This window comes from Mycobacterium sp. NGS66 (assembly GCF_059812225.1).
The window spans coordinates 207,058-229,208 of the sequence record NZ_JCALCG010000008.1 but is presented as its reverse complement, the minus strand read 5'-3'; the positions used below and the strand labels follow the sequence as shown (position 1 = coordinate 229,208).

General features: G+C 66.4%; 21 protein-coding genes. 13 read left to right on the top strand and 8 right to left on the bottom strand.

What is annotated here, in order from left to right; genetic code table 11:
• The first annotated feature begins 325 nt into the window (after positions 1-325).
• Positions 326-2,887, top strand: a complete 2,562-nt coding sequence (locus tag AC5Y2L_RS16840) for a winged helix-turn-helix domain-containing protein (protein ID WP_499936598.1) — start codon at positions 326-328, stop codon at positions 2,885-2,887.
• A 136-nt stretch (positions 2,888-3,023) separates the two neighbouring features.
• Here the strand turns inward: AC5Y2L_RS16840 and AC5Y2L_RS16835 are convergent, their stop codons facing one another.
• The 5 genes from AC5Y2L_RS16835 to AC5Y2L_RS16815 all read right to left on the bottom strand — a co-directional run bounded on the left by AC5Y2L_RS16835 (position 3,024) and on the right by AC5Y2L_RS16815 (position 8,608).
• Positions 3,024-3,377 (bottom strand): DUF5615 family PIN-like protein, encoded by a 354-nt coding sequence (locus AC5Y2L_RS16835; protein ID WP_499936599.1) that lies wholly within the window; start codon positions 3,375-3,377, stop codon positions 3,024-3,026.
• A complete protein-coding gene (locus AC5Y2L_RS16830) occupies positions 3,374-3,682 on the bottom strand; it encodes a hypothetical protein (protein ID WP_499936601.1) in 309 nt (102 codons plus the stop codon). Before AC5Y2L_RS16830 ends, AC5Y2L_RS16835 begins: the two co-directional genes overlap by 4 nt.
• A gap of 348 nt (positions 3,683-4,030) precedes the next feature.
• The gene (locus AC5Y2L_RS16825) at positions 4,031-4,498 is read right to left on the bottom strand and encodes a VOC family protein (protein WP_499936602.1); all 468 of its coding nucleotides are present in this window, start codon (positions 4,496-4,498) and stop codon (positions 4,031-4,033) included.
• A 199-nt stretch (positions 4,499-4,697) separates the two neighbouring features.
• Positions 4,698-7,370: a circularly permuted type 2 ATP-grasp protein gene (locus AC5Y2L_RS16820; protein WP_499936840.1), complete on the bottom strand. Its 2,673-nt coding sequence runs from the start codon at positions 7,368-7,370 to the stop codon at positions 4,698-4,700.
• Between the two features lie 221 nt (positions 7,371-7,591).
• Positions 7,592-8,608, bottom strand: coding sequence for a DUF2189 domain-containing protein (locus tag AC5Y2L_RS16815; protein ID WP_499936604.1), 1,017 nt, complete (start codon positions 8,606-8,608; stop codon positions 7,592-7,594).
• Between the two features lie 130 nt (positions 8,609-8,738).
• On the opposite strand from AC5Y2L_RS16815, the gene AC5Y2L_RS16810 reads away from it, so the two are divergent.
• On the top strand, positions 8,739-10,106 hold the full coding sequence (locus tag AC5Y2L_RS16810) for a replication-associated recombination protein A (RefSeq protein WP_499936605.1): 1,368 nt from the start codon (positions 8,739-8,741) through the stop codon (positions 10,104-10,106).
• A complete protein-coding gene (locus AC5Y2L_RS16805; RefSeq protein ID WP_499936607.1) occupies positions 10,103-10,438 on the top strand; it encodes a YciI family protein in 336 nt (111 codons plus the stop codon). Before AC5Y2L_RS16810 ends, AC5Y2L_RS16805 begins: the two co-directional genes overlap by 4 nt.
• A gap of 73 nt (positions 10,439-10,511) precedes the next feature.
• On the opposite strand, the gene AC5Y2L_RS16800 is transcribed toward AC5Y2L_RS16805, so the two are convergent.
• Positions 10,512-11,132 (bottom strand): antibiotic biosynthesis monooxygenase, encoded by a 621-nt coding sequence (locus AC5Y2L_RS16800; protein ID WP_499936608.1) that lies wholly within the window; start codon positions 11,130-11,132, stop codon positions 10,512-10,514.
• A gap of 212 nt (positions 11,133-11,344) precedes the next feature.
• On the bottom strand, positions 11,345-11,965 hold the full coding sequence (locus AC5Y2L_RS16795; RefSeq protein ID WP_499936610.1) for an antibiotic biosynthesis monooxygenase: 621 nt from the start codon (positions 11,963-11,965) through the stop codon (positions 11,345-11,347).
• Positions 11,966-12,121: 156 nt separating this feature from the next.
• Here AC5Y2L_RS16795 and AC5Y2L_RS16790 point away from each other — a divergent pair, with 156 nt between their 5' ends.
• From AC5Y2L_RS16790 to AC5Y2L_RS16765, 6 genes are all read left to right on the top strand, one after another.
• The gene (locus tag AC5Y2L_RS16790) at positions 12,122-12,511 is read left to right on the top strand and encodes a secondary thiamine-phosphate synthase enzyme YjbQ (RefSeq protein WP_499936842.1); all 390 of its coding nucleotides are present in this window, start codon (positions 12,122-12,124) and stop codon (positions 12,509-12,511) included.
• 116 nt (positions 12,512-12,627) lie between these two features.
• A complete protein-coding gene (gene alaS, locus AC5Y2L_RS16785) occupies positions 12,628-15,324 on the top strand; it encodes an alanine--tRNA ligase (RefSeq protein WP_499936611.1) in 2,697 nt (898 codons plus the stop codon).
• Positions 15,325-15,825, top strand: a complete 501-nt coding sequence (ruvX, locus tag AC5Y2L_RS16780) for a Holliday junction resolvase RuvX (protein WP_499936612.1) — start codon at positions 15,325-15,327, stop codon at positions 15,823-15,825.
• Complete coding sequence (locus AC5Y2L_RS16775; protein ID WP_499936613.1) at positions 15,818-17,062, top strand: endolytic transglycosylase MltG; 1,245 nt, start codon at positions 15,818-15,820, stop codon at positions 17,060-17,062. Before ruvX ends, AC5Y2L_RS16775 begins: the two co-directional genes overlap by 8 nt.
• On the top strand, positions 17,040-17,855 hold the full coding sequence (locus AC5Y2L_RS16770; RefSeq protein WP_499936615.1) for a shikimate dehydrogenase: 816 nt from the start codon (positions 17,040-17,042) through the stop codon (positions 17,853-17,855). Before AC5Y2L_RS16775 ends, AC5Y2L_RS16770 begins: the two co-directional genes overlap by 23 nt.
• A gap of 11 nt (positions 17,856-17,866) precedes the next feature.
• Positions 17,867-18,271, top strand: a complete 405-nt coding sequence (locus tag AC5Y2L_RS16765) for a prepilin peptidase (protein WP_499936616.1) — start codon at positions 17,867-17,869, stop codon at positions 18,269-18,271.
• Between the two features lie 8 nt (positions 18,272-18,279).
• Here AC5Y2L_RS16765 and AC5Y2L_RS16760 read toward each other — a convergent pair whose 3' ends face one another.
• Positions 18,280-18,687 carry an ASCH domain-containing protein gene (locus tag AC5Y2L_RS16760; RefSeq protein ID WP_499936617.1) on the bottom strand — a complete coding sequence of 136 codons (408 nt, stop codon included), beginning with the start codon at positions 18,685-18,687 and terminating at the stop codon, positions 18,280-18,282.
• Between the two features lie 81 nt (positions 18,688-18,768).
• On the opposite strand from AC5Y2L_RS16760, the gene aroC reads away from it, so the two are divergent.
• The 4 genes from aroC to aroQ are packed head-to-tail and all read left to right on the top strand — an operon-like array spanning position 18,769 to position 22,053.
• On the top strand, positions 18,769-19,977 hold the full coding sequence (gene aroC / locus AC5Y2L_RS16755) for a chorismate synthase (protein WP_499936619.1): 1,209 nt from the start codon (positions 18,769-18,771) through the stop codon (positions 19,975-19,977).
• Positions 19,978-19,982: 5 nt separating this feature from the next.
• The gene (locus AC5Y2L_RS16750) at positions 19,983-20,534 is read left to right on the top strand and encodes a shikimate kinase (protein ID WP_499936621.1); all 552 of its coding nucleotides are present in this window, start codon (positions 19,983-19,985) and stop codon (positions 20,532-20,534) included.
• The gene (gene aroB / locus AC5Y2L_RS16745) at positions 20,531-21,619 is read left to right on the top strand and encodes a 3-dehydroquinate synthase (protein WP_499936622.1); all 1,089 of its coding nucleotides are present in this window, start codon (positions 20,531-20,533) and stop codon (positions 21,617-21,619) included. Before AC5Y2L_RS16750 ends, aroB begins: the two co-directional genes overlap by 4 nt.
• A complete protein-coding gene (gene aroQ, locus AC5Y2L_RS16740; RefSeq protein WP_499936623.1) occupies positions 21,616-22,053 on the top strand; it encodes a type II 3-dehydroquinate dehydratase in 438 nt (145 codons plus the stop codon). The genes aroB and aroQ overlap by 4 nt, the downstream gene beginning before the upstream one ends.
• Positions 22,054-22,151: the final 98 nt, after the last annotated feature.

Here is a 22,151-nt window from a genome sequence, read left to right as displayed (position 1 = left end):
AAAGACGGCCTCGGGCATGAGGTGTTCTCCGTTCTGTGCCGTGACGGGGGTGGTTGGCGCTCGAGTTCTCGACGATGCGGTTGTGAGAATCACCAAGTTGGGCCCGGCAGTCTCAGTAGCAGCACCGTAGAAGTCAGCTCAGTCGTAGCAAATACTTGATCTCATCCGTATTTGCCCGACGACTGGGGGATTTCATGTCGGCAAGAGAACGTCGCTTGATGCGGCGGTCGGGGCGCCGACCAACCCGATGCGGCGAGCTCGCCGACGAATTCCCGGCAAACAACGAAGCTCACCGATCCGCACTGCAGAGAAAGAGATCGCAACCATGTCCGAACTTCTCGGCACCTACTTCGGCATCATCGCTTTCTGCTTGGCGGTTCTGAGCCCGGTGCTCATCCCGTTAACCGTCCACTGGGTCCACACTTACAACAATTGGCGGCGCGCAGACTTGCCGAGGGAACGAATCCTCGATCAGCTCCGGGCCGGGCCAAGACCAAAGCTGGTCCTGATCCATGCGCCCGGCGGCTACGGAAAGAGCGTCGTCGCCAAGCAGTGGGTCGAAACCCTCACCAAGCAGAAGGTGAAGACCGCATGGCTTTCGGTAGATAGCGACGACAACAACGCGATCTGGTTTCTCACTCGCCTGATTGAGTCGGTCCGGCGTACCTTGCCAGACCTCGCTGATACGCTACAGCAAGAATTCGAAGGACATTTGGAAAATATGCAACAATATGTCCTTAACGCCTTGATCAACGGCCTCCATTCCGCTAAACAAACCCTCGCGCTGGTCATCGATGACTGGCACCGGGTGGACGATAGCGACACTATCAATGCATTGGCCTACCTGATTGAGAATGGCTGCCATCACTTACATCTGATTGTCACAAGCCGCACACGGTCTGGCCTTCCGATCTCCGCGTTGGCGGACCAGGGGGAGCTCACAGAAATCGATGAGTCACTTCTCAAGTTCGATGTGGACGAATCCCGGGCGCTGCTGGTCAAGCGGCGCGGCCACAAGCTCACGCCCGCCAACATCGCCGAACTCGAGAGTTCCACGGGCGGGCGGCCCGCCGCCCTGCAATTGGCGTCCTTATCGCTTAGCGACAAAGCCGACCCGGCGACACTCATCGAGAATCTATCCGGGCGACATAGAGCACATGACGCAATAGATGACTATCTGGCGTCCAACGTCTTCAACCGCCTTGAGCCGAATCTCCGCGATTTCCTATTGTCGACTTGCATCACCAAACAAATCTGTAACGGATTGGCGACCGCGCTCACCAATAACAAGGACAGCCAGAGTCTTCTGGAAGAGATCGAAAAGCGTAATCTTTTTCTGCGCAGGACTGATGCAAAGGGATCATGGTTCGAATATCACGACCAGTTCGCTGAGTACCTGCTGCGGCGCCTCGAGCGCGACGCAGGAGACCGCATACCGGCACTACACCGCCGAGCCGCGCAGTGGTTTACCGAACACCAGATGCTCAGCCAGGCCGTCGATCATTTGATCCTCGCCGGCGACGCACGGCAAGCGGTCGACGCTGTCGAGCAGGCGGCCGGGGAACTAAATGAACACAACCAAATGCATTTGTTGATCGGGCTTGCGGCCAAGCTGCCGGCGCAATATGCGGATGCGCGCCCCAGGCTGCAGACCGACCTTGCATGGGCGAACGTCGCACTTAGCCGCTCGACGGCGGTCCTGGAAGCGCTTCGCTTGGCCGAGGACGCCATCGCCTCGGTTCCGAGCGATCAAGCCGGCGACCTGCGCGCCGAGCTAAACCTCATCGTCGCAATACTCGCTGCTTTCCAGGACCGCGTCGACCCTTCCGCCGATGCCACGGTTCAGGCATGTGTGGACCGGGCTGATACGCTTCGCCCCTTGATTCTCTGCCGCGCAGCCGATTTCGCCTCATTTTGTGCGCTCAGGGCGTGGGACTTCGATGAAGCGCGTCGCTGGCAGGACTGGGCACGTCCGTTTCATCAGCGGATCTCCGGGCCACTCAGCACTTCGTACGGATACTGCCTTGCCGCAATCGCCGCGAACGAGCAGCTCGACATCGCCGGCGCCGAAGCGCACCTGCGACACGGCATCCAAATCGCGCTGCTGCCATCCGGGCGCCCTACCTACATCGCCAAGATCGCCGGCTCCTTGCTGGGGCAGCTTCTTTACGAACGCGGCGAACTCGACGAAGCCGAACCATTGCTCGACGACGCCTACGAACTCGGCGCCGAGGGCGGACTCGTTGACATCATGTTTGCGACATTCGGGACCGGGGCGCGGCTAAAGCTTGCCCGCGGCGACAAGGCCGCCGCCGACCACCGTATTGCCGAAGGCCTAAAAATCGCTACACAAGCGCAACTACCGCGACTCGAAGCTCGCCTGGTGTATGAACAGGTCCGATTAGCGACGATGTCGAACCAAGGAATCGACGAGCGACTCGCCCAGGGAGTCATGGGTCAAGGTACACAGCTACTCAACGGAATCGACCGCGACACAGCAGAACTCAGGGAAGACACGCAAATCCGACTTCTCCTCAACGACGGCAGCCCCTCAGCGCTCACTGCAGCTTGCGAGCGGGCCCGCGCCCGACTTGGTCATGTCGACCAGGACAAGCGCCCGCGTGCACACCTTGACGCCACGCTTCAGTTGGCGCTCTGCCTCGCGCTAGTCGGCGACACCGACGAAGCGCAGCGTGTCCTAGCGCCAGCGCTGAGAACCTGTGCCGCGCTTAGACTTAACCGATTGCTCATCGACGAGGGACCGCAGATGCTGCGCCTCGCGCAAGACACCGCGGCAACAGACGAATTCAGTTCAGCCGACCCGACGTCAAAAAGTGTCCAGGATTTCGTATCGAATATAGTGGCATCGAATATGGCGGTCGCTTAAGACCTCAACCGTCTAGCCTAGCTGTCGTCGTAAGCGGCTCGAAGACATCGCGGAAAGGCATCGACGCGGGCAACCGGCGATCTTGCCACCGCGGCCTGCGCTTAGGAGTCAGGAGCAGTGACGTCGGACGCGTTCCTCACGAGGTTGGTTGCTTCAAGTAGATGATGCGGTCGTCAAGCGACTGGGCGGCTTCTTTCACGGCGGCGACCGGCACTGCGGCGCCCGCGGGCTGGCGGGAAAACCGCGACGAGAGCGCGATCAGCAGTCCGTGATGGTGACCGCCGGCGGTGCTGTATTCGGCTGCCGGCCGGGTGAAATCGCCGACGTTCTCGGTCAGCACCGTGTACCCGCTGGCAACCGCCGCAGCGAACACATCGGGGTCTGCGCTGCCGGCCAAACCGAGCTCGGCCACCGTCGCCGCTTCGATGCCCGCTGCAGACAACGCAGCCGCCAGCCTGGCCGGGTACATTTCGTCCAACAGCAGCTTCACCGCGAACTTGCGGCGGTCGTCTCGTCACGATGCAGATCGATTCGCGGCTGAATCTCCTCCGGGTAGGCGGCGCGGTAAGCCAGTGCCGCATCGACCTGGCCGCGCGTGATCGCCCGGTCGGAAATGAGATCTGCAGCCGGGTCATCGACCGGCCCCAGATCGTCGATCCACATGGCGATCTCCCACACGTCCGGCCCCCCGATCACTCCGACCCGCCGACCGGTCGGCCCATCACGAAACGTGATCAGCGGATGCTCGTCACGGCGGGCACCCTCCTCGGCATAGCGGCGCAACCGGTCAGACAAGCGTCTCCCCCGCGGCGCGCGCCCGAAGACGAAGCCGCTCAGCAAGACGATCGTCGAGTCGAACCGTCACATTCACCGACATGCCTACACTGTCGCACAATGTCACCACCCTGTAGCGCTGTGGCGGCAAACGCCCCGCCATGAACACGACGAAGATTTCCTTCCAGGCGACAGGACACGCCGGGGTGGTTCTTTGTCGAGCGGTCCTCGCGTGCACATCCTCATCGGCACGCACTCGGGCCAGCCATTAAACCAAGCGTCGCGTTTCGTCGAAACGCCTGTCTCACAATGAGTTTTGTGATCCCGACAAGCTACGCCGTTGCCATCAGATGAAGCAGGCGGGCTGGCTCAGCCGAGATTGAAGTGGGCGAACTCTATCTGGATTCCGTCAGGATCGACGAAGTCGAACATTGTTCCTACGCCCCCGGCTACTTTCCGGATCTCCGATCGCGCAACACCAGAGGTATCAAGCCAACTCGCCCATGCCAGGAGGTCATCCAAAGACTCAGCCTCGAGTGCGAAATGATCCAGACCGGTACGCACTGGGTCGAACCGTTCACCTGCGTTGCTTGAATGCTCGCATATGTCAAGTACGTGGCCGCCCAGGCTCAGAATCGCTGCGCGCCCGGGGAAACGACGCTGGTCCTCACCCTCGGGGGTTTCCGCCACCAAGAGATCAGCGCCGAGCACGTCGCAATAGAAACGAATGCTGCGCTCAAGGTTGGCCACCGAAATCCCAAAGTGATGCAGTCCGGCCAACCGCGGACGAGTTAGATCGCTTTTCACGAGCTTGATGGTGCCAGCGGCGGTTGGCACGTCGCAAACGTTGGGATACCGCCCACTGGCCGGAAGATCGATGTGGCGACTTGGGGATCCTCCGCTTCGAAAACGGTCAGGGGCGAGTGCTAGGGCCTGGCAGATAACCTTGCGATCACAAGGGATTTGGGCAATTTTGCGTTCCCTCGCAAGCGGGGTGGGCCCACACCGAAGGTAGGGGAATGCCCCAACTCGGCACTCAAGCCGGCATGATGCGTCGCTCGTCCGGCCCCCAGAGGGGCTGCATGCCGCCAGGCAACGCCAGCTGGGTCGCGGTGATGACGTCGGCGAGATCGCGCAGGGCGGCATGGATCGCATCGAGCAGTTCGGCCAACTCCGGTCGACGGCCGTCGATGACCTCCTCGAGCTCGGCGGGATCCGAGCGGCGCAGGCGCGTGTTGATGTCGTCGGCCATCCGCTCCGGTCGCGACGAGCCCGACGATCCCGGCAACTCCCTGAGGTCGGCCCGCAACCGCTCCAGCTGGTAGGCGAGCGATCGGGGGTTGTGCGGGTCGAACAGCATCAACTCGGTGACGGCGGCGACGCTGACCATGCCGACGTTGCGGCGCCGGTAGATGACCGACGACTCACACGCCACCAGGGTGGACTCGATGATGGACTGCTCGGCGGGCGCGCTGCGCACCCGGGTCAGGGTCGCGCGCAGCAATGCGGTCAGCCACAGCCCCCGCTCGATACGTTTGCCGATGTCCATCATCGTCCAGCCGACGTCGTGCACCATCGACTCGCTGGCCACTCCCGACAGCGTCAGCATCCCGGCCAACGTCTGCGTCTGCGCGGAGGCGAGCAACGCGTCGGCCTCGCCCAGCGACTGCGGCGGGTCGTCCCGCTGTACCACCGCGCGCTCCACGTTGGCCAGCACCATCCAGGTGTCGTTGGACAACTGGTCGCGTACCGCCCTGGCGGCCAGGGCCAGCCCGTCCACCGATTGGACCAGCGAACCCGGCCGGTCTGGGTCCATGGTCAGCGACCACAGCATCGAGGGAGCGACGGCCACCAGCTCGGCGTGGTCATCGAGGGTTCCGATATCGGTCCCGGTGATGCCGCCCAGTGCGGCCATCAGCACGGGCACGCACTCGCTTTCCTCGATGACCTGCTGGTTGCGGTATACGTGGTAGCGCTCGCGGGTGACGATCAGCAACCGGGCCATGTTCTCCGCACGCTCGCCGTAGCGTCCCATCCAGAACAGGTCGGACAGCACGCGCGGCGAGCTCACGCCCAGCGTGCCGGCCCCGCTCTGCCCAGGATGCCGTCCCGGCGCCGTCAAAGCGGGCTCCAAAACCGGGAGAGGCACCGCCTCGGCACGTGCACGTTCCGTCGGTCTGACCCAGACATCTTTTGCCGCAACGGTTTTCAGTGCATATGCGGCCGGTCCTGGCCGCAGTACATAGCCCAGCCCGCCGATCATCGGCGCATAGCCGCTGCGCTGAGCAACGCTGAACAATCGCATCCCGACACCGGCCGACGACAGCACACCGGCATGGTCGGTGGGTGCCGACGAGAACTCCGGCGGTTCCTGCCCGACCCACTGCCACGGCATGGTCTCGATGCGTGCGGCCAGCTCGGCCAGCTGCGCCGACGAAAGTGCCGGTCCGACAAAGGTTTCCGCGCCGACGGTGGATTTGATCAACAGCGACGGCAGCCTCGCCAACAGGTGAGAGCGTTCACTGGCGATGCCGCCCCAGTACACCGGCGCGGTGTGCAGTAGCGGGGCTTCGCCCAACAGGCGCTCGGCGAGCTCGGGCAAAAACCGCAGCAGCCCTGGGCTTTCCAACACGCCGCTGCCCAACGTGTTGACCACGGTGACCGTCCCGCGGTGTTGTGCCTCCACCAAGCCGACCACGCCCAGCCTGGAATCGGGGCGCAGATCCAGCGGGTCCACATAGTCGGCGTCGACCCGGCGCAAAACCACGTCGACCCGCTTGAGCGTGCCCAACGAGCGCATCCACAGCTTGCCGTCGCGCACCACCAGATCTGCGCTCTCTACCAATGGGAAACCCAGCAACGTCGCCAGATACGCCTGATCGAAGGCGGTTTCGGAGTAGATACCCGGGCTGAGCACCACCACCACCGGGTCCTGGGCTTCATCGGGTGCTGCGTCGATCAGCGCCAGCCGCAGCGCTTGGGCGAACGGGGTGGTCGGCCGCGGCGCAATCCTTTCGTAGAGGTCGGGAATCGCGTGCGCCATCACCCGGCGGTCGGCCAGCGCATAGCCGGCTCCCGACGGCGCTTGGGTCCAGTCGGCATTGACCTGAAAGCCGCCGTCGGGCCGTCTGCTCACATCACAGCCGTGCATGAACAGCTGATGGCGCCCTGGCACTTCGATCCCGATCGCCGCTCGCACGTAGCCGGGATGGGCGAACACCAACTGTGCGGGGAGAACGCCCTCGGTGAGCAGTCTGCGCGGCCCGTACAAGTCGGCGAGCACCCCGTCGAGCAGGCGCGACCGCTGCACCAGCCCGGACTCCAGCAGGTGCCAATCGGCCGCCGAGATCACCAGCGGCAGCGTGTCCAATGTCCAGGGTCCCGGCTCGGGGCCGTGCCCGCCGGCGGCCCGGTCCCAGCTGGCTTCGGCTGCCGAGACTCCGGTGTAAGTGATTCCGTCGTTGTCGATCAGGTTCTGCACCACCGAGCGCAGCAGGTCCAGTCCGGCCCGGCCGCGCTCGGCGACGGTGTCGGCCAACTCGGCCCAAGCGGGTCGCACGCTGCCGTCGGCGTCGACGAACTCGTCGTAGCTTCGGCCTGCCGAGCCGGACGTACGCAGATCGAACAGGGCCTCCTGGGCGCGCGCGGTACGGTACCCGGCCACCAGCCGGTCGACGTCGTAGCGCCCCTCGGTCGCGCCGAGTGTCATCGTCGGGCCGGTTCTGCGCATCTCATTACTGCTGCACCGTACGCAGGCATGGCAGGTGGGAGATGCCAGGCGCGCCAAGAGCATCCCGTTTCCACGCGACGTTGCTGCTCATCACCGCTGATCTCATCACAACGCTCAGCAGGTTGCAGCGCAGCGCAGTTGGGGGGAACGAGACGCAAAGCCCCTGACGCCGTCCGCGTGGGGCTTTGCGTCTGGTGGCGCTAGCTGTATTGAGGCGGAGGTCCCGGCGGTATGCCCGGTGGGGGACCTTGCGGGTACCCGGGCTGCGCCACCTCGACGACCTGACCGCCGCTCAGCTTGCGGTATCCATAGGTGAGCACCAGCGAGTTGAACCCTACGGCGACGATCGAGCCGAGGCCGCACGTCACGGCGCTGGCAACGAACGCCAAGAACACCCATAGCACGCACAAGAGCGCGGGACCCACGTTGGCCCTGACCGTTGCGATGCTGGCCTTGATGGCATCGATCGGCGACAGGGACCGGTCGATCGCATACTGGATCGAGAACATCGCGAGTACGCCGAAGATCAGGCCCGGGACGATGCAAAGGACCAGTCCGATGCCGACGCCAATGCCCACCAGCAGCGCGGTGGCAACAGCGCCGCCGAAGTTGCGCGGCTTGAAAAACGTCCCGATGTTCACCGGCTTGCCGTCGGCAATGTCGAGGGTGCCCGACGTGAAGGAGGCTTGCTGGTAGAGGCTCACCGCCAACGACACCAGTGAGCCGACCAACGTAATGAGCAACGCGACGCTTGCGTTGCCTGTGTCCCCGGGAGTATATGCGCCGGTGGACGGGTTATAAGTCCCGGGAGTCGGGCTCGGGGTCAGTAATATCTCCACGCCATAAATGGCGCCGGCGATCACGCCGTATATCACGGCCGAAACGAGGAGCGGCACAGCGTTCTCGGCGAACTTGTTCCACGCCCAGTTCCACACGTCGCCGAAGTCGAACTGCGCGCCGGGGCCGCCGGTTTGCCCGCCGTACCCTGGCTGCGGGTAGCCGGGTTGGGGCCCGCCATAGCCCTGCGACGGTCCGGGTGGTGGGGGAGGCGCCCCGTAGCCCGCACCGGGCTGGCCTCCAGGCGGACCATAGCCGGGCGGTGGCGGAGGTGGGGGCGGTGCGTTGTACCCGGGCGGAGGCGGTTGGGAGCCGTAGTTGGGCGGCGGGTAGCCCGAAGAACTTGGGTTGCTGCCGTAGGGGTCTGGGGGCTGGCTCATTTGCCGTCCTCATTCGCTGTCGTCGGTGCACCGAAACCTGGCAAACGGGAACTTAGCAAATTGAAGGCCGAGACGCGCGGGTTGAGCGCAAGGAAGTTTCGCCTCTGCGCCGGTGTCACCCTCGCGTGGTATGCCTGAAACCGTGTCCGACGGTCTATTCGACCTGCCCGGCGAGCCGCAACCTAGCGACCGGGAGCTGAGGCTCGCGGGCGCGTCGGCGCCGCTGGCGGTGCGGATGCGCCCGGCATCGCTGGACGAGGTCGTCGGTCAGGATCACTTGCTGGCGGCCGGGTCACCGCTGCGTCGCCTGGTCGAGGGCTCTGGCGTGGCATCGGCCATCCTCTATGGCCCACCAGGCAGCGGGAAGACGACGCTGGCGGCGCTGATCTCGCAGGCAACCGGACGCCGGTTCGTGGCGCTGTCGGCGTTGTCGGCGGGGGTGAAGGACGTTCGGGCCGTCATCGAGAACGCCCGGCGTGCGCTCCTTCGCGGCGAGCAGACGGTGCTGTTCATCGACGAGGTGCACCGTTTCTCCAAAACTCAGCAGGACGCGCTGCTGTCCGCGGTGGAAAACCGGGTGGTGCTGTTGGTCGCCGCGACGACCGAGAACCCGTCGTTTTCTGTGGTGGCGCCGCTGCTGTCCCGATCGCTGATCCTGCAGCTGCGGCCGTTGTCCACCGACGACATCCGTGCCGTGGTGCAGCGCGCGATCGACGACCCCCGCGGCCTGGGCGGTGAAGTCCCTGTGTCACCGGACGCCGTAGACCTGCTGGTGCAGTTGGCCGCCGGCGACGCCCGCCGCGCGTTGACCGCGCTGGAAGTGGCGGCCGAGGCAGCTCAGGCGGCGGGTGCTTCGGTCGGCGTCGAAACCATCGAGCAGTCCCTGGACAAGGCCGCGGTCCGCTACGACCGCGACGGCGACCAGCACTACGACGTCATCAGCGCCTTCATCAAGTCGGTGCGCGGCTCCGACGTCGACGCGGCGCTGCATTATCTGGCCCGCATGTTGGTGGCGGGCGAGGATCCACGCTTCATCGCGCGCCGGCTGATGATCCTGGCCAGCGAGGACATCGGGATGGCCGATCCGACTGCGCTACAGACGGCGGTTGCCGCCGCCCAGACGGTGGCGCTGATCGGCATGCCCGAGGCTCAGCTGACGCTGGCGCATGCCACCGTGCACCTGGCCACCGCGCCGAAGTCCAACGCGGTGACGACGGCGCTGGGGGCGGCGATGGACGACATCAGGGCGGGCAAGGCCGGTCTGGTGCCCGCCCATCTGCGCGACGGGCATTACTCCGGCGCGGCGGCGCTGGGCAACGCGCAGGGCTACAAGTATTCCCACGACGATCCCGATGGCGTTGTGGCCCAACAGTATCCGCCGGATGAGCTGGTCGGTGTGGACTACTATCGGCCGTCTGCTCATGGCGCTGAACGGGAGATCGCCGGGCGGCTGGACCGGCTGCGGGCGATCATTCGCAAGAAGAAGGGACGGTCATGAGGACCTTTACCGACGAGGAGATGAGCGAACTGCTGCCCAGCGCCAAGCTCTACAGCGTCGTAATCCTCAAGCAGGGGCCGCGTTTCGGCGACGACTCGACGCCCGGGATCGTCTGGGAACACGGTCGTCGCAACTTCGGGTTGCGGGACGACGGCGTGCTGGCGGTGGTGTTGCCCATCACCGACGACTCCGAGGTGTGCGGCGTCGGGGTGTTCGACGCCACCCTCGAGGACACCGCCGCGATCATGGATGCGGACCCGGGGGTTGCCGCCGGGGTCTTCACCTACGAAGTGCACCCTTGCCGCGGATTTCCCGGGGACGCGCTGCGCTAGGCACGCCGAGCAGACGCAAAATCGCCTTTTCGATGCCGAAAAAGGGCGATTTTGCGTCTGCTCGGCGTAGGTGTCAGACCAGCTCGGGTACCCGCAAGTGCGCCAGCGCCAGCTCGAACTCCTCGACGTCGTACTGGTCCACGCCCAGGTTGCGCAGCTCGGCGGTCCGCAACGCACGGGACTGCTCGCGGTTGCGGTCCATCGCCTCCATGCTGTCGAACGTCGTCGACACCACCGCGCGCGCGGAGATGGTGTCGATCAGCAGGCTGGTGCTGCAGAAGCCCTCGAGCTCCTCGATCGCCGGCACGATGGCCATCCGGTAGTAGTCGATGGCCGGTTCGAACCGATCGGGCCGCGCCTTGACCCAGGTGGCGCGGACGCACGCCCCGGGTCCCGACCGGTGGTCGCGGTGGAAGACCGCGATCTGCCATTGGTCGACGGCGGGGTAGCCGCCGAACCGCTCGGCTGCTTCCTGGCGAATCGGCCACACGCGCTCGGCGCTGTCGCGCATCGCCTCGAGGGTCTCCCATGAGCTGGTCGCTATGCATCTGCCGGTTTCCCGGTTGACCAACAGCGACAAGCCAAGGCACCCGTCGATCTCGCTAAGTGCCGGCATGACGACATCACGGACGTGCGCTATGCCCGCGTCGATGCATCCTGGCTTGGCTTGGATTGTGGTAGAGCGTGCGTACACGATCGGCCCTCTCCGCTCGGGCGGCGCCCCGGTGCGCCACCGGTAAATCTTTACCTTCCTCCTACCTATTGGCCCTGGCAATGGGCCAAAAGGTCATACCGACGAGTAGGGGACCGAAACCGCCCCGCCGGCTTTTCTGCGGCAAGGGAAAACATGCGCAAAACGAGCACCGGCCGAACGCAAAGTTCGGCCGGTTTTCTGCGGCAAAAGCGTCAGACCAGCTCGGGCACCCTCAGGTGGGCCAGCGCCAGCTCGAACTCGCTTTCGTCGAGTTCCTCGGCGCCCGCCTCCCGCATCGACGAGTTCTTCAGTTCCGTTGCCCGGTCCCTGTTCCGCTCCATCGCGTCGAGGCTGTCGAAACTCACCGACGACACCGCGCGACCCGACTCGCGGTCGATCAGCAGGCTCGCACTGCAAAAGCCGTCGAGACCCTCGAGCTGGGGCAGCACGGACGACTTGTAGTACTCGATGCCTTGGTCCATCGTGTCCGGCGCCACCCTGACCCAGGTCGCCCGAACGCCGGCAGCGTCGGGCGCGCGGTGGTCGCGGTGCAGCGCTGCGATCTCCCAGTTCTCGACGTTTGCCGTGCCCCCGAACATTTCCGCGGCCCGATCCCGGATCGGCGTCACGGTTTCAGCGCTGGCGCGCATGGCCTCGTCGCTCTCCCAGGCGCTCGTGGCGATGCACCGGCCAGAGCGACGGTCGACCAAAAGGGATACCCCGATGCAGCCCGGCATTCCTTGCAGAGCGGGCATAACGTCATCGCGAACATGTGCAATTCCCGCGTCGATCGACGAGGGTTGCGCCTGAATTGTGGTAGAGCGTGCGTACACGATCCACCCCCTCTTTCCTCGGGGCAGCGCCCCGGTGGCGCCACCGGTTCACGCACTACCTTCCTCCTGCCGGTCAGCGCCCGCAATGGTGTGGCGCTAACCACAATTGGCCGCTCCAAGCAGCCACGCCGTAGGCTGGACCGGGTGCATACCGATGTGCTGGAAGTGGACACCGCACGTCGCCGCATCGTCGATCTGACCGACGCGGTGCGGTCGTTCTGCGCCGAGCGCAGCGACGGCTTGTGCAACGTGTTCGTCCCGCATGCGACGGCCGGTGTCGCGATCATCGAGACGGGCGCCGGTTCCGACGACGACCTGGTCGACACCCTGGAACGGCTGCTGCCGCGCGACGACCGCTATCGGCACGCGCACGGGTCTCCCGGCCACGGTGCCGACCACGTGCTGCCGGCGATAGTCGCGCCGTCGGTGACGGTGCCGGTCGCGGCCGGCGAGCCGCTGCTGGGCACCTGGCAGAGCGTCGTTCTCGTCGACCTCAACCGGGACAATCCGCGCCGATCCGTGCGCCTGAGCTTTGTGGAAGGCTAGGCACCGGCCCAGCGGTACTGTGAACGGTCGAAAACGTTGTTCGAGGGCCTTCCGACGTCCCGGCGAATAGGCTGGAATCCGGTGACGAGCAAAGCCGGGAACCAAGAGAGAAGGACATGCAGACCCACGAGATCAGGAAGCGGTTCCTTGATCATTTCGTGAAAGCGGGCCACACGGAGGTGCCGAGCGCCTCGGTAATCCTCGACGACCCCAACCTGCTGTTCGTCAACGCGGGCATGGTCCAGTTCGTCCCGTTCTTCCTGGGTCAGCGCACCCCGCCGTACGCGACAGCCACCAGCATCCAGAAGTGCATCCGCACGCCCGACATCGACGAGGTGGGCATCACCACGCGGCACAACACCTTCTTCCAGATGGCCGGCAACTTCTCGTTCGGCGACTACTTCAAGCGCGGGGCCATCGAATTGGCCTGGGCGCTGCTGACCAATTCCGTTGCCGACGGGGGATACGGGCTGGATCCGCAAAGGTTCTGGGCCACCGTCTATCTCGACGACGACGAGGCCGCCGCACTGTGGCAGGAGGTGGCCGGCCTGCCCGCGGAGCGGATCCAGCGCCGGGGCATGGCCGACAACTACTGGTCCATGGGCATTCCCGGGCCGTGCGGGCCGTCGTCGGAGATCTACTACGACCGCGGGCCGGAGTTCGGTCCCGAGGGCGGCCCCATCGTCAACGAGGACCGCTACCTCGAGGTGTGGAACCTGGTGTTCATGCAGAACGAGCGCGGCGAGGGAACCACCAAAGAGGACTACAAGATCCTGGGGCCGTTGCCGCGCAAGAACATCGACACCGGGATGGGCGTCGAACGTCTTGCGCTGATCCTGCAGGACGTGCACAACGTCTACGAGACCGACCTGCTGCGACCGGTGATCGACTTGGTCGCCGAACGCGCGCCTCGGCCATATGACGCCGGAAACCACGCCGACGACGTGCGCTACCGCATCATCGCCGATCACAGCCGTACCGCCGCGATCCTGATCGGCGACGGGGTAAGCCCCGGCAACGACGGTCGCGGCTACGTGCTGCGTCGGCTGCTGCGCCGGGTGATCCGCAGCGCCAAGCTGCTGGGGATCGACACCCCGATCGTCGGCGACCTGATGGCCACCGTGCGCGACGCGATGGGCCCGTCCTACCCCGAACTGGTCAGCGACTTCGACCGGATCAATCGCATTGCCGTCGCCGAGGAGACCGCGTTCAACCGCACCCTGGCCGCGGGTTCCAAGCTGTTCGACGAGGTCGCCGGCAGTACCAAATCTGCTGGCGCCAAGGTGGTTTCGGGTTCGGATGCCTTCACCCTGCACGACACCTACGGCTTCCCGATCGAGCTCACCCTGGAGATGGCGGCCGAGGCCGGCCTGACCGTCGACGAGGCGGGCTTCCGGGAGCTGATGGCCGAACAACGGCAGCGGGCCAAGGCCGACGCCGCCGCGCGAAAGCATGCGCACGCCGATCTGACCGCTTATCGGGAGCTGGTCGACGCCGGCCCCACCGAGTTCACCGGATTCGACGAATTAACTTCCGAGGCAATGATTTTGGGGATCTTCCTCGACGGCAGGCGGGTGCCGGTGGTGACGCACGCCGACTCGGTCGAGGCCGATCGGGTGGAACTGATCTTGGACCGCACCCCGCTGTACGCGGAATCCGGCGGTCAGCTCGCCGACATCGGCACCATCAGCGGGACGGGTTCGGGCGAGAGCGCCCGGGCTGCCGTCACCGATGTGCAGAAGATCGCCAAAACCCTGCACGCGCACCGGGTCAACGTGGAATCCGGGGAATTCGTCGAAGGCGACACCGTCGTCGCCGCGGTGGACCCAGGTTGGCGCAAGGGCGCGACGCAGGGGCATTCGGGCACCCACATGGTGCACGCCGCGTTGCGACAAGTGTTGGGGCCCAACGCCGTTCAGGCCGGCTCGTTGAACCGGCCGGGTTATCTGCGGTTCGACTTCAACTGGCAGGGGCCGTTGAGCGACGAGCAGCGCACCCAGATCGAGGAAGTGACCAACGAAGCGGTGCAAGCCGACTTCGAGGTGCACACATTCACCGAACAGCTCGACAAGGCCAAGGCGATGGGGGCGATGGCGCTGTTCGGCGAGAGCTATCCCGACCAGGTGCGGGTGGTTGAGATCGGTGGCCCGTTCTCGCTGGAGCTGTGCGGCGGCACGCATGTGCACAACTCGGCGCAGATCGGTCCGGTGACCATCCTGGGCGAATCGTCCATCGGCTCCGGGGTACGTCGGGTGGAGGCCTACGTCGGGCTGGAGTCGTTCCGCCACCTGGCCAAGGAGCGCGCGCTGATGGCGGGGCTGGCGTCGTCGTTGAAGGTGCCGTCGGAAGAAGTGCCGGCCCGGGTGGCCAACCTGGTGGAGCGGCTCAAGGCGGCCGAGAAAGAACTCGAGCGCGCCCGACAGGCCAGCGCGCGTGCAGCCGCCACCAATGCCGCCGCCGGCGCGGAGCGCATCGGTAACGTGCGGGTAGTGGCGCAGCGAATGTCGGGCGGGATGACGGCGGCGGACCTGCGTTCTCTGGTCGGCGACATCCGCGGCAGGCTGGGCAGCGATCCGGCTGTCGTCGCGCTGATCGCCCAGGGTGATAACGACAACGTGCCGTACGCGGTCGCAGCCAATACGGCTGCACAGGATCTCGGGATCCGCGCCAACGAGCTGATCAAGCAGCTCGCCGTGGCCGTCGACGGTCGCGGCGGCGGCAAGGCCGACCTGGCGCAGGGGTCTGGGAAAGACCCGACCGGCATCGACGCGGCGCTCGACGCGGTGCGCTCCGAAATAGCGCGGGTTGGCTGAGTGGTCTCATCACAGCACCGCTTGCCCGATCGGCCTGGCGAAGTTGATCCCGGTCGTGGACGGCGCCTCGGCATCGACGTGGGCAGTGTGCGTATCGGGGTGGCGGTCAGCGACCCCGACGGGATCCTGGCCACGCCGGTGGAAACGGTGCGCCGCGATCGCTCCGGCAAGCACCTGCGCCGACTTGCCGCGTTGGCCGCCGAGCTGGAGGCCGTCGAGGTGATCGTCGGCCTGCCGCGCACGCTGGCCGACCGCACCGGGCCGTCGGCACGGGACGCAATCGAGCTCGCCGAAGCTTTAGCCGGACGGATTGCTCCAACGCCGGTGCGCCTGACTGACGAGCGACTGACCACCGTCAGCGCGCAGCGGTCGTTGCGGGCGGCCGGCGTGTCGGCCAAACACCAGCGTGCGGTGGTCGACCAGGCCGCCGCGGTGGCGATTCTGCAGTCCTGGCTCGACCAGCGCCGCACAGCCATGACACGGGATGCCGCCGATGGCTGACAGCGTGCGGGGGGAACGCGCCGAGCCCGAAGCCGTCGGGCCGCCGCGGGCGACGATGAGCCGGGTAGAGCGGATCAAGGCCGAGCGGGGACGGCGGCGACGCCGTTTCGCCTGGCAATTCGCACTGGCACTGCTGGTCGTGGTGGTGGTCGCGGCCGGCGTGGTCGGCGTCAAGTTGTGGCACTCGATGTTCGGTGCCGGCGACGACTACACCGGCAGCGGCAAGCAGGACATCATGATCCAGATCCAGGCCGGCGATTCCACCACGGCGATCGGTGAGACGCTGCTCAACCACGGCGTGGTCGCCACCGTCAAGGCATTCGTCCGGGCCGCGCGCGGCAACCCCGCGATTTCCGCGATCCAGCCGGGGTATTACCGGATGCGTACCGAGATCCCGGCGGCCAGCGCCGTCGCGCGGCTGACCGACCCGAGCAACCGGGTGGGCAGGCTGGTCATCCCGGAAGGACGCCAGCTCGACGACACCACCGACATGAAGACCAACCAGGTGACCCCGGGAATCCTGAGCCTTATCTCGCGGGCCACGTGCGTCGACCTCGACGGCGACCGGCATTGCGTGTCGGTGGATGACCTGCGCAAGTCAGCGGCCCGCGACGCGCCGGCGACGCTGGGGGTGCCGGTGTGGGCGATCCAGCCGGTGACCGAGCTCGGCAACGACCATCGCCGGATCGAGGGCCTCATCGCACCCGGAACATTCAACGTCGATCCCTCGGCATCGGCACCGACGATCCTGGCCAGCCTGATCACCGGAGGCGCCGGGGAATACACGAAATCCGGATTGCTGGACACCGCATCCTCCCTCGGCCTGTCGCCCTACGACATCCTGGTGGTGGCGTCGCTGGTGCAGCAGGAATCCAAGCCGCAGGATTTCGCGAAGGTGGCGCAGGTCATCTACAACCGCCTGCACGAGCACCGCACGCTGGAGTTCGACTCGACCGTGAACTACCCGCTGGACCGCCGGGAGGTGGCCACCACCGATGCCGACCGCGGGCAGCGAACGCCCTGGAACACCTATGTGTCCCAGGGCTTGCCGGCTACCGCGATCTGCTCGCCGGGTACCGACGCGCTGAGCGCCGCCGAGCATCCCGAGCCGGGCGACTGGCTGTACTTCGTCACCGTCGACGCCCAGGGGAAGACCCTGTTCACCAGGGACTACCAGCAACACCTGGCAAACATCGAGCTGGCCAAGCGCAACGGTGTCCTCGACAGCACGCGCTAGGAAAGCCGGGGTACTTGGTTCGCCGGTCGCGCATTCCCGCTCTCCGCAGCTGCATCTGGCCGCCTATCGCGCGTTAGGTCTCGATGACTGGACCTATGACCGTATCGAGTGCACTGCCGAACAGCTGCCAAGTGTCGTCGGCGGTTTCGGGCCCGAATGGGTCGGCGTTTCGGTGACCATGCCGGGCAAGTTCGCCGCGCTGCAGTTTGCCGACCAGCACACCCCACGTGCCGAACAGGTCGGCTCGGCCAACACCCTGGTCCGTACTCCGCTCGGCTGGCGCGCCGACAACACCGACGTCGACGGTGTGATGGGTGCGCTCGGCCCGCTGACCGGGCATGCGCTGGTTTGCGGGTCGGGCGGCACCGCACCGGCCGCGGTGGTGGGGCTGGCCCACCTCGGCGTCACCGGCATCACCGTGGTGGCCCGGAATGCGGACAAGGCTGCTCGGTTGGTCGACCTGGGCACGCGGATCGGCGCGGACACCCGGTTCTGCGGCCTGGACAGCGGTGGGCTGGCCGACGAGGTGGCGGCCGCCGAGGTATTGGTGAGCACCATCCCTGCGGACGTGGCCGCGCGCTATGCCGTCAAATTTGCCACAATTCCGGTGCTGCTGGACGCCGTCTACGACCCGTGGCCCACCCCGCTGGCCGCCGCGGTGGCCGCCGCGGGCGGCCGGGTGATCAACGGCCTGCAGATGCTGCTGCACCAGGCGTTCGCGCAAGTCGAGCAGTTCACCGGGCTGCCCGCGCCGCGGGAAGCGATGACTTGCGCGTTGGAGGAATTGCTCTAGCGTGCAGCGGCATGCTGATCGCGGCCGTGGTGGCGTGGCTGGTGGCGTTGAGCTGCTACGACTTCAGGCAACGCCGACTGCCTAACTGGCTGACGCTGCCCGGCGCGGGGGTGATTCTGCTGGTCGGCGCGGCGGGCGGTCGAGGCTGGGCCGCGCTGGCCGGGGCTGCGGCACTGGCCGGGGTATATCTGCTTGTGCATCTGCTGGCGCCGACGGGCATGGGCGCCGGTGACGTCAAGCTGGCGATCGGCTTGGGCGCGCTGGCCGGGTCCTTCGGTGTCGAGGTGTGGTTTCTAGCGGCGCTTGTCGCGCCGCTGATCACCGCGGTGTGCGGGGTTTTGTGCGGGTTGCGCGCCGTGCCGCATGGGCCGTCGATGTGCGCCGCCACCGCGGGGGCGTGCGCGTTGCTGGGCTGACCCTGGGTTCAAGCCGAGGCTTCCAGGCGGAACCGAAGGCAGACCATGGGTTCGGTGCTCTCGATGTCTAGCCCATATTCCCGTTTGAAGTAGCCCCGGTGGCCGGTGCGCCAGTGCTCCAGATCGGTGAAACCCTCGCCCTCGGCTTGGGCGAACTCCCACGTGACGTTCTCGAAAGGCGTTATCTCGATATGGGTGATGACGATGACGCCGACGCTCGAGCCGTCCGGACCGACCAGCGCGAGCCGTTCTCCGACGTGCTCAAGCTGCTCGCCCTCGACCTCGTACTCGCGTAGCAGTCCGGCCGTCGCCCTCTTGGCGCCGGACAGCACCAGGTCTACCAGCTCGGTGCGCAGTGGGGTGCCGGCTATACCGAGCTCCATGCCGCGCAGACCCTCGATGCGCGGGAAAGCCATCCGCGAATGCTAGTCCGTGCCCGTCGGTCCGTCACGTGAGCCATGGCAGGCTCAGGAGTCCAATCATGGGAAGATGGTCGGGTGTTGCGCTGGATCACCGCCGGGGAGTCGCACGGCCGCGCGCTGGTGGCCGTCGTGGAAGGCATGGTCGCCGGTGTGGAGATCACCTCCACCGACATCGCCGACCAGCTGGCCCGCCGCCGGCTGGGCTATGGCCGTGGCGCTCGGATGACGTTCGAGCGTGACGCGGTGACGCTGCTGTCCGGCATCCGGCACGGCGTCACCCTGGGCGGGCCCATCGCGATCGAGATCGGCAACACCGAATGGCCGAAGTGGGAAACCGTGATGGCCGCCGACCCCGTCGATCCATCGGTGCTGGAAGAACTGGCCCGCAACGCCCCGCTCACCCGGCCGCGGCCCGGTCACGCCGACTACGCCGGCATGCTCAAATACGGTTTCGACGACGCCCGGCCGGTGCTGGAGCGCGCCAGCGCCCGCGAGACCGCCGCGCGCGTCGCTGCCGGGACCGTCGCACGGGCGTTTCTGCGTCAGGCACTGGGCGTCGAGGTGCTGTCCCACGTCATCTCCATCGGCGCGTCGGAGCCCTACGACGGCCCGCCGCCGCGGCCGGAAGATCTCGCGGCCATCGACGGCAGTCCCGTGCGGGCTTTTGCCGAACAGGCTGAAAAGTCGATGATCACCGAAATCGAAGCCGCCAAGAAGGACGGTGACACGCTGGGCGGCGTGGTGGAGGTGGTGGCGCTGGGCCTGCCCGTCGGGCTCGGATCGTTCACCAGCGGCGACAACCGCCTGGACAGCCAGCTGGCGGGCGCCGTGATGGGCATTCAGGCGATCAAGGGGGTGGAGATCGGCGACGGCTTCCAGACCGCGCGCCGCCGCGGCAGCCGCGCCCACGACGAGATGTACCCCGGACCCGACGGCGTCGTCCGCTCGACCAACCGCGCTGGCGGCCTGGAGGGCGGCATGACCAACGGGCAGCCGTTGCGGGTACGCGCGGCGATGAAGCCGATCTCCACGGTGCCGCGGGCGTTGGCGACCGTCGACATGGCCACCGGCGACGAGGCGGTCGCCATCCACCAGCGCTCCGACGTGTGCGCGGTGCCGGCCGTCGGCGTCGTCGTCGAAACCATGGTGGCGCTGGTCTTGGCACGCGCGGCGCTGGAGAAGTTCGGCGGCGACTCACTGACCGAAACCCGCCGTAATGCCCAGGCCTACCAGCGTGCCGTCGCCGACCGCGAAGCACCGGCCGCCCGGGCGTCCGGAGGCTAGTCGGCATGGCACCCAAAGCGGTACTGGTCGGCCTGCCCGGCTCGGGCAAGTCGACGATCGGGCGGCGCCTGGCCAAGGCGCTCGGGGTGAGCCTGCTGGACACCGACGCGATGATCGAGCAGCGGACCGGGCGCGGCATCGCCGACATCTTCGCCACCGAGGGAGAGCAGGAATTCCGTCGCATCGAGGAAGACGTGGTGCGTGCGGCGCTGGCCGAGCACGACGGTGTCGTCTCGCTCGGTGGCGGGGCCGTCACCACCCCCGGGGTGCGCGACGCGCTGGCCGGACACACCGTCGTCTACTTGGAAATCGGTGCGGCCGAAGGCATTCGGCGGACCGGCGGCAACACCGTGCGGCCGCTGCTGGCCGGGCCCGACCGCGCCGAGAAGTTTCGCGCCCTGATGGCCCAACGAACTCCGCTGTACCGGCGGGTGGCCACCATCCGGGTGGACACCAACCGCCGCAATCCCGGCGCCGTGGTTCGCTACATCATCTCGCGGCTAGAAGGCGCCAACCGCACCAACAAAGCTCCGAGTCCCGCACAGGCGTCCAAATGACCGCAATCCCAGCGCCGGTCACCGTTGAGGTAGCCGTCGACCCGCCGTATCCCGTGGTGATCGGTACCGGTCTGATGACCGAGTTGGAAGAGCTGCTTTCGGACCGGCATCGGGTGGCGATCCTGCATCAGCCGGTGCTGGCGCAGACCGCCGAGGCCATCCGAACCATGTTGGCGGACAAGGGTGTCGACGCACACCGCATCGAAATTCCGGACGCCGAGGCGGGCAAGGATCTACCGGTGGTGGGCTTCATCTGGGAAGTGTTGGGCCGCATCGGGATTGGCCGCAAGGACGCGCTGGTCAGTCTCGGCGGCGGGGCCGCCACCGACGTCGCCGGGTTCGCGGCGGCCACTTGGCTGCGGGGTGTATCGATCGTGCATGTGCCGACGACGTTGCTCGGCATGGTCGATGCGGCCGTCGGCGGCAAGACGGGTATCAACACCGAGGCCGGCAAGAACCTGGTCGGCGCTTTTCATCAGCCGCTCGCCGTGCTGGTCGACATGTCGACACTGGAAACGTTGCCGCACAACGAGATCGTCGCCGGCATGGCCGAGGTGGTCAAGGCCGGCTTCATCGCCGACCCGGTCATCCTGGACCTCATCGAAGCCGACCCGCAGGCCGCGTTGGACCCGACCGGCGACGTGTTGCCGGAACTGATCCGGCGCGCGATCGTCGTCAAGGCAGAAGTGGTCGCCGCCGACGAGAAGGAGTCGGAGCTGCGCGAAATCCTGAACTATGGCCACACTTTGGCCCACGCGATCGAGCGTCGGGAGCATTACCGCTGGCGCCATGGCGCGGCCGTGTCGGTGGGCCTGGTGTTCGCCGCGGAGTTGGCCCGACTGGCCGGGCGGCTCGACGACGCCACCGCCGAGCGCCATCGCAGCATCCTCACTTCGCTCGGCCTGCCTACCAGCTATGACGCCGACGCGCTGCCTGAGTTGCTGGAATACATGGCCGGAGACAAGAAAACCCGGGCCGGCGTGCTTCGCTTCGTGGTTCTCGACGGTCTGGCCAAACCGGGCCGGCTGGTCGGACCCGACCCGTCGCTGCTGGCGGCGGCATACGCAGGACTCGAGCCGTCATGACGAGCACGGTGAACGTCGTCAACGGCCCGAACTTGGGCCGGCTGGGCCAGCGCGAGCCGGCGGTCTACGGCAGCACCACACACGACCAGCTGGTGGCGGCGATCGAAGCCGAGGCTGCCGCACTCGGACTCAAAGCTGTTGTGCGGCAAAGTGACAGCGAAGCCCAGCTGCTGGAGTGGATTCATCGGGCCGCCGACGCCGGTGAACCGGTGATCCTGAACGCCGGCGGTTTGACCCACACGTCGGTGGCGCTGCGCGACGCCTGCGCCGAATTGCGGGCACCGCTGATCGAGGTGCATATCTCCAATGTGTATGCCCGCGAGGAGTTTCGGCGGCATTCCTACATCAGTCCGGTGGCCACCGGGGTGATCGCCGGGCTGGGAATCCAGGGCTACCTGCTCGCTTTGCGCTACCTGGCGGCCGATTCGCGCTAGTCGGGATTCGGAATTGAGTGTGCATTCAGGGCGTTGAGTGTGCGTGTCGGGCGGAAAAATCGCCGGATCGACGCCCTGGCTTCACACCGAAAGCCCTG

What these genes read in the sequence shown, in the direction of transcription:
- AC5Y2L_RS16840 (WP_499936598.1), top strand. Translation starts at nt 326, where the DNA reads ATGTCCGAACTTCTCGGCACCTACTTCGGCATCATCGCTTTCTGCTTG.
- AC5Y2L_RS16820 (WP_499936840.1), bottom strand. Translation starts at nt 7,370, where the DNA reads ATGACACTCGGCGCGACCGAGGGGCGCTACGACGTCGACCGGCTGGTG.
- AC5Y2L_RS16815 (WP_499936604.1), bottom strand. Translation starts at nt 8,608, where the DNA reads ATGAGCCAGCCCCCAGACCCCTACGGCAGCAACCCAAGTTCTTCGGGC.
- AC5Y2L_RS16810 (WP_499936605.1), top strand. Translation starts at nt 8,739, where the DNA reads ATGCCTGAAACCGTGTCCGACGGTCTATTCGACCTGCCCGGCGAGCCG.
- AC5Y2L_RS16805 (WP_499936607.1), top strand. Translation starts at nt 10,103, where the DNA reads ATGAGGACCTTTACCGACGAGGAGATGAGCGAACTGCTGCCCAGCGCC.
- alaS (WP_499936611.1), top strand. Translation starts at nt 12,628, where the DNA reads ATGCAGACCCACGAGATCAGGAAGCGGTTCCTTGATCATTTCGTGAAA.
- AC5Y2L_RS16775 (WP_499936613.1), top strand. Translation starts at nt 15,818, where the DNA reads ATGGCTGACAGCGTGCGGGGGGAACGCGCCGAGCCCGAAGCCGTCGGG.
- AC5Y2L_RS16765 (WP_499936616.1), top strand. Translation starts at nt 17,867, where the DNA reads ATGCTGATCGCGGCCGTGGTGGCGTGGCTGGTGGCGTTGAGCTGCTAC.
- AC5Y2L_RS16760 (WP_499936617.1), bottom strand. Translation starts at nt 18,687, where the DNA reads ATGGCTTTCCCGCGCATCGAGGGTCTGCGCGGCATGGAGCTCGGTATA.
- AC5Y2L_RS16750 (WP_499936621.1), top strand. Translation starts at nt 19,983, where the DNA reads ATGGCACCCAAAGCGGTACTGGTCGGCCTGCCCGGCTCGGGCAAGTCG.
- aroB (WP_499936622.1), top strand. Translation starts at nt 20,531, where the DNA reads ATGACCGCAATCCCAGCGCCGGTCACCGTTGAGGTAGCCGTCGACCCG.
- aroQ (WP_499936623.1), top strand. Translation starts at nt 21,616, where the DNA reads ATGACGAGCACGGTGAACGTCGTCAACGGCCCGAACTTGGGCCGGCTG.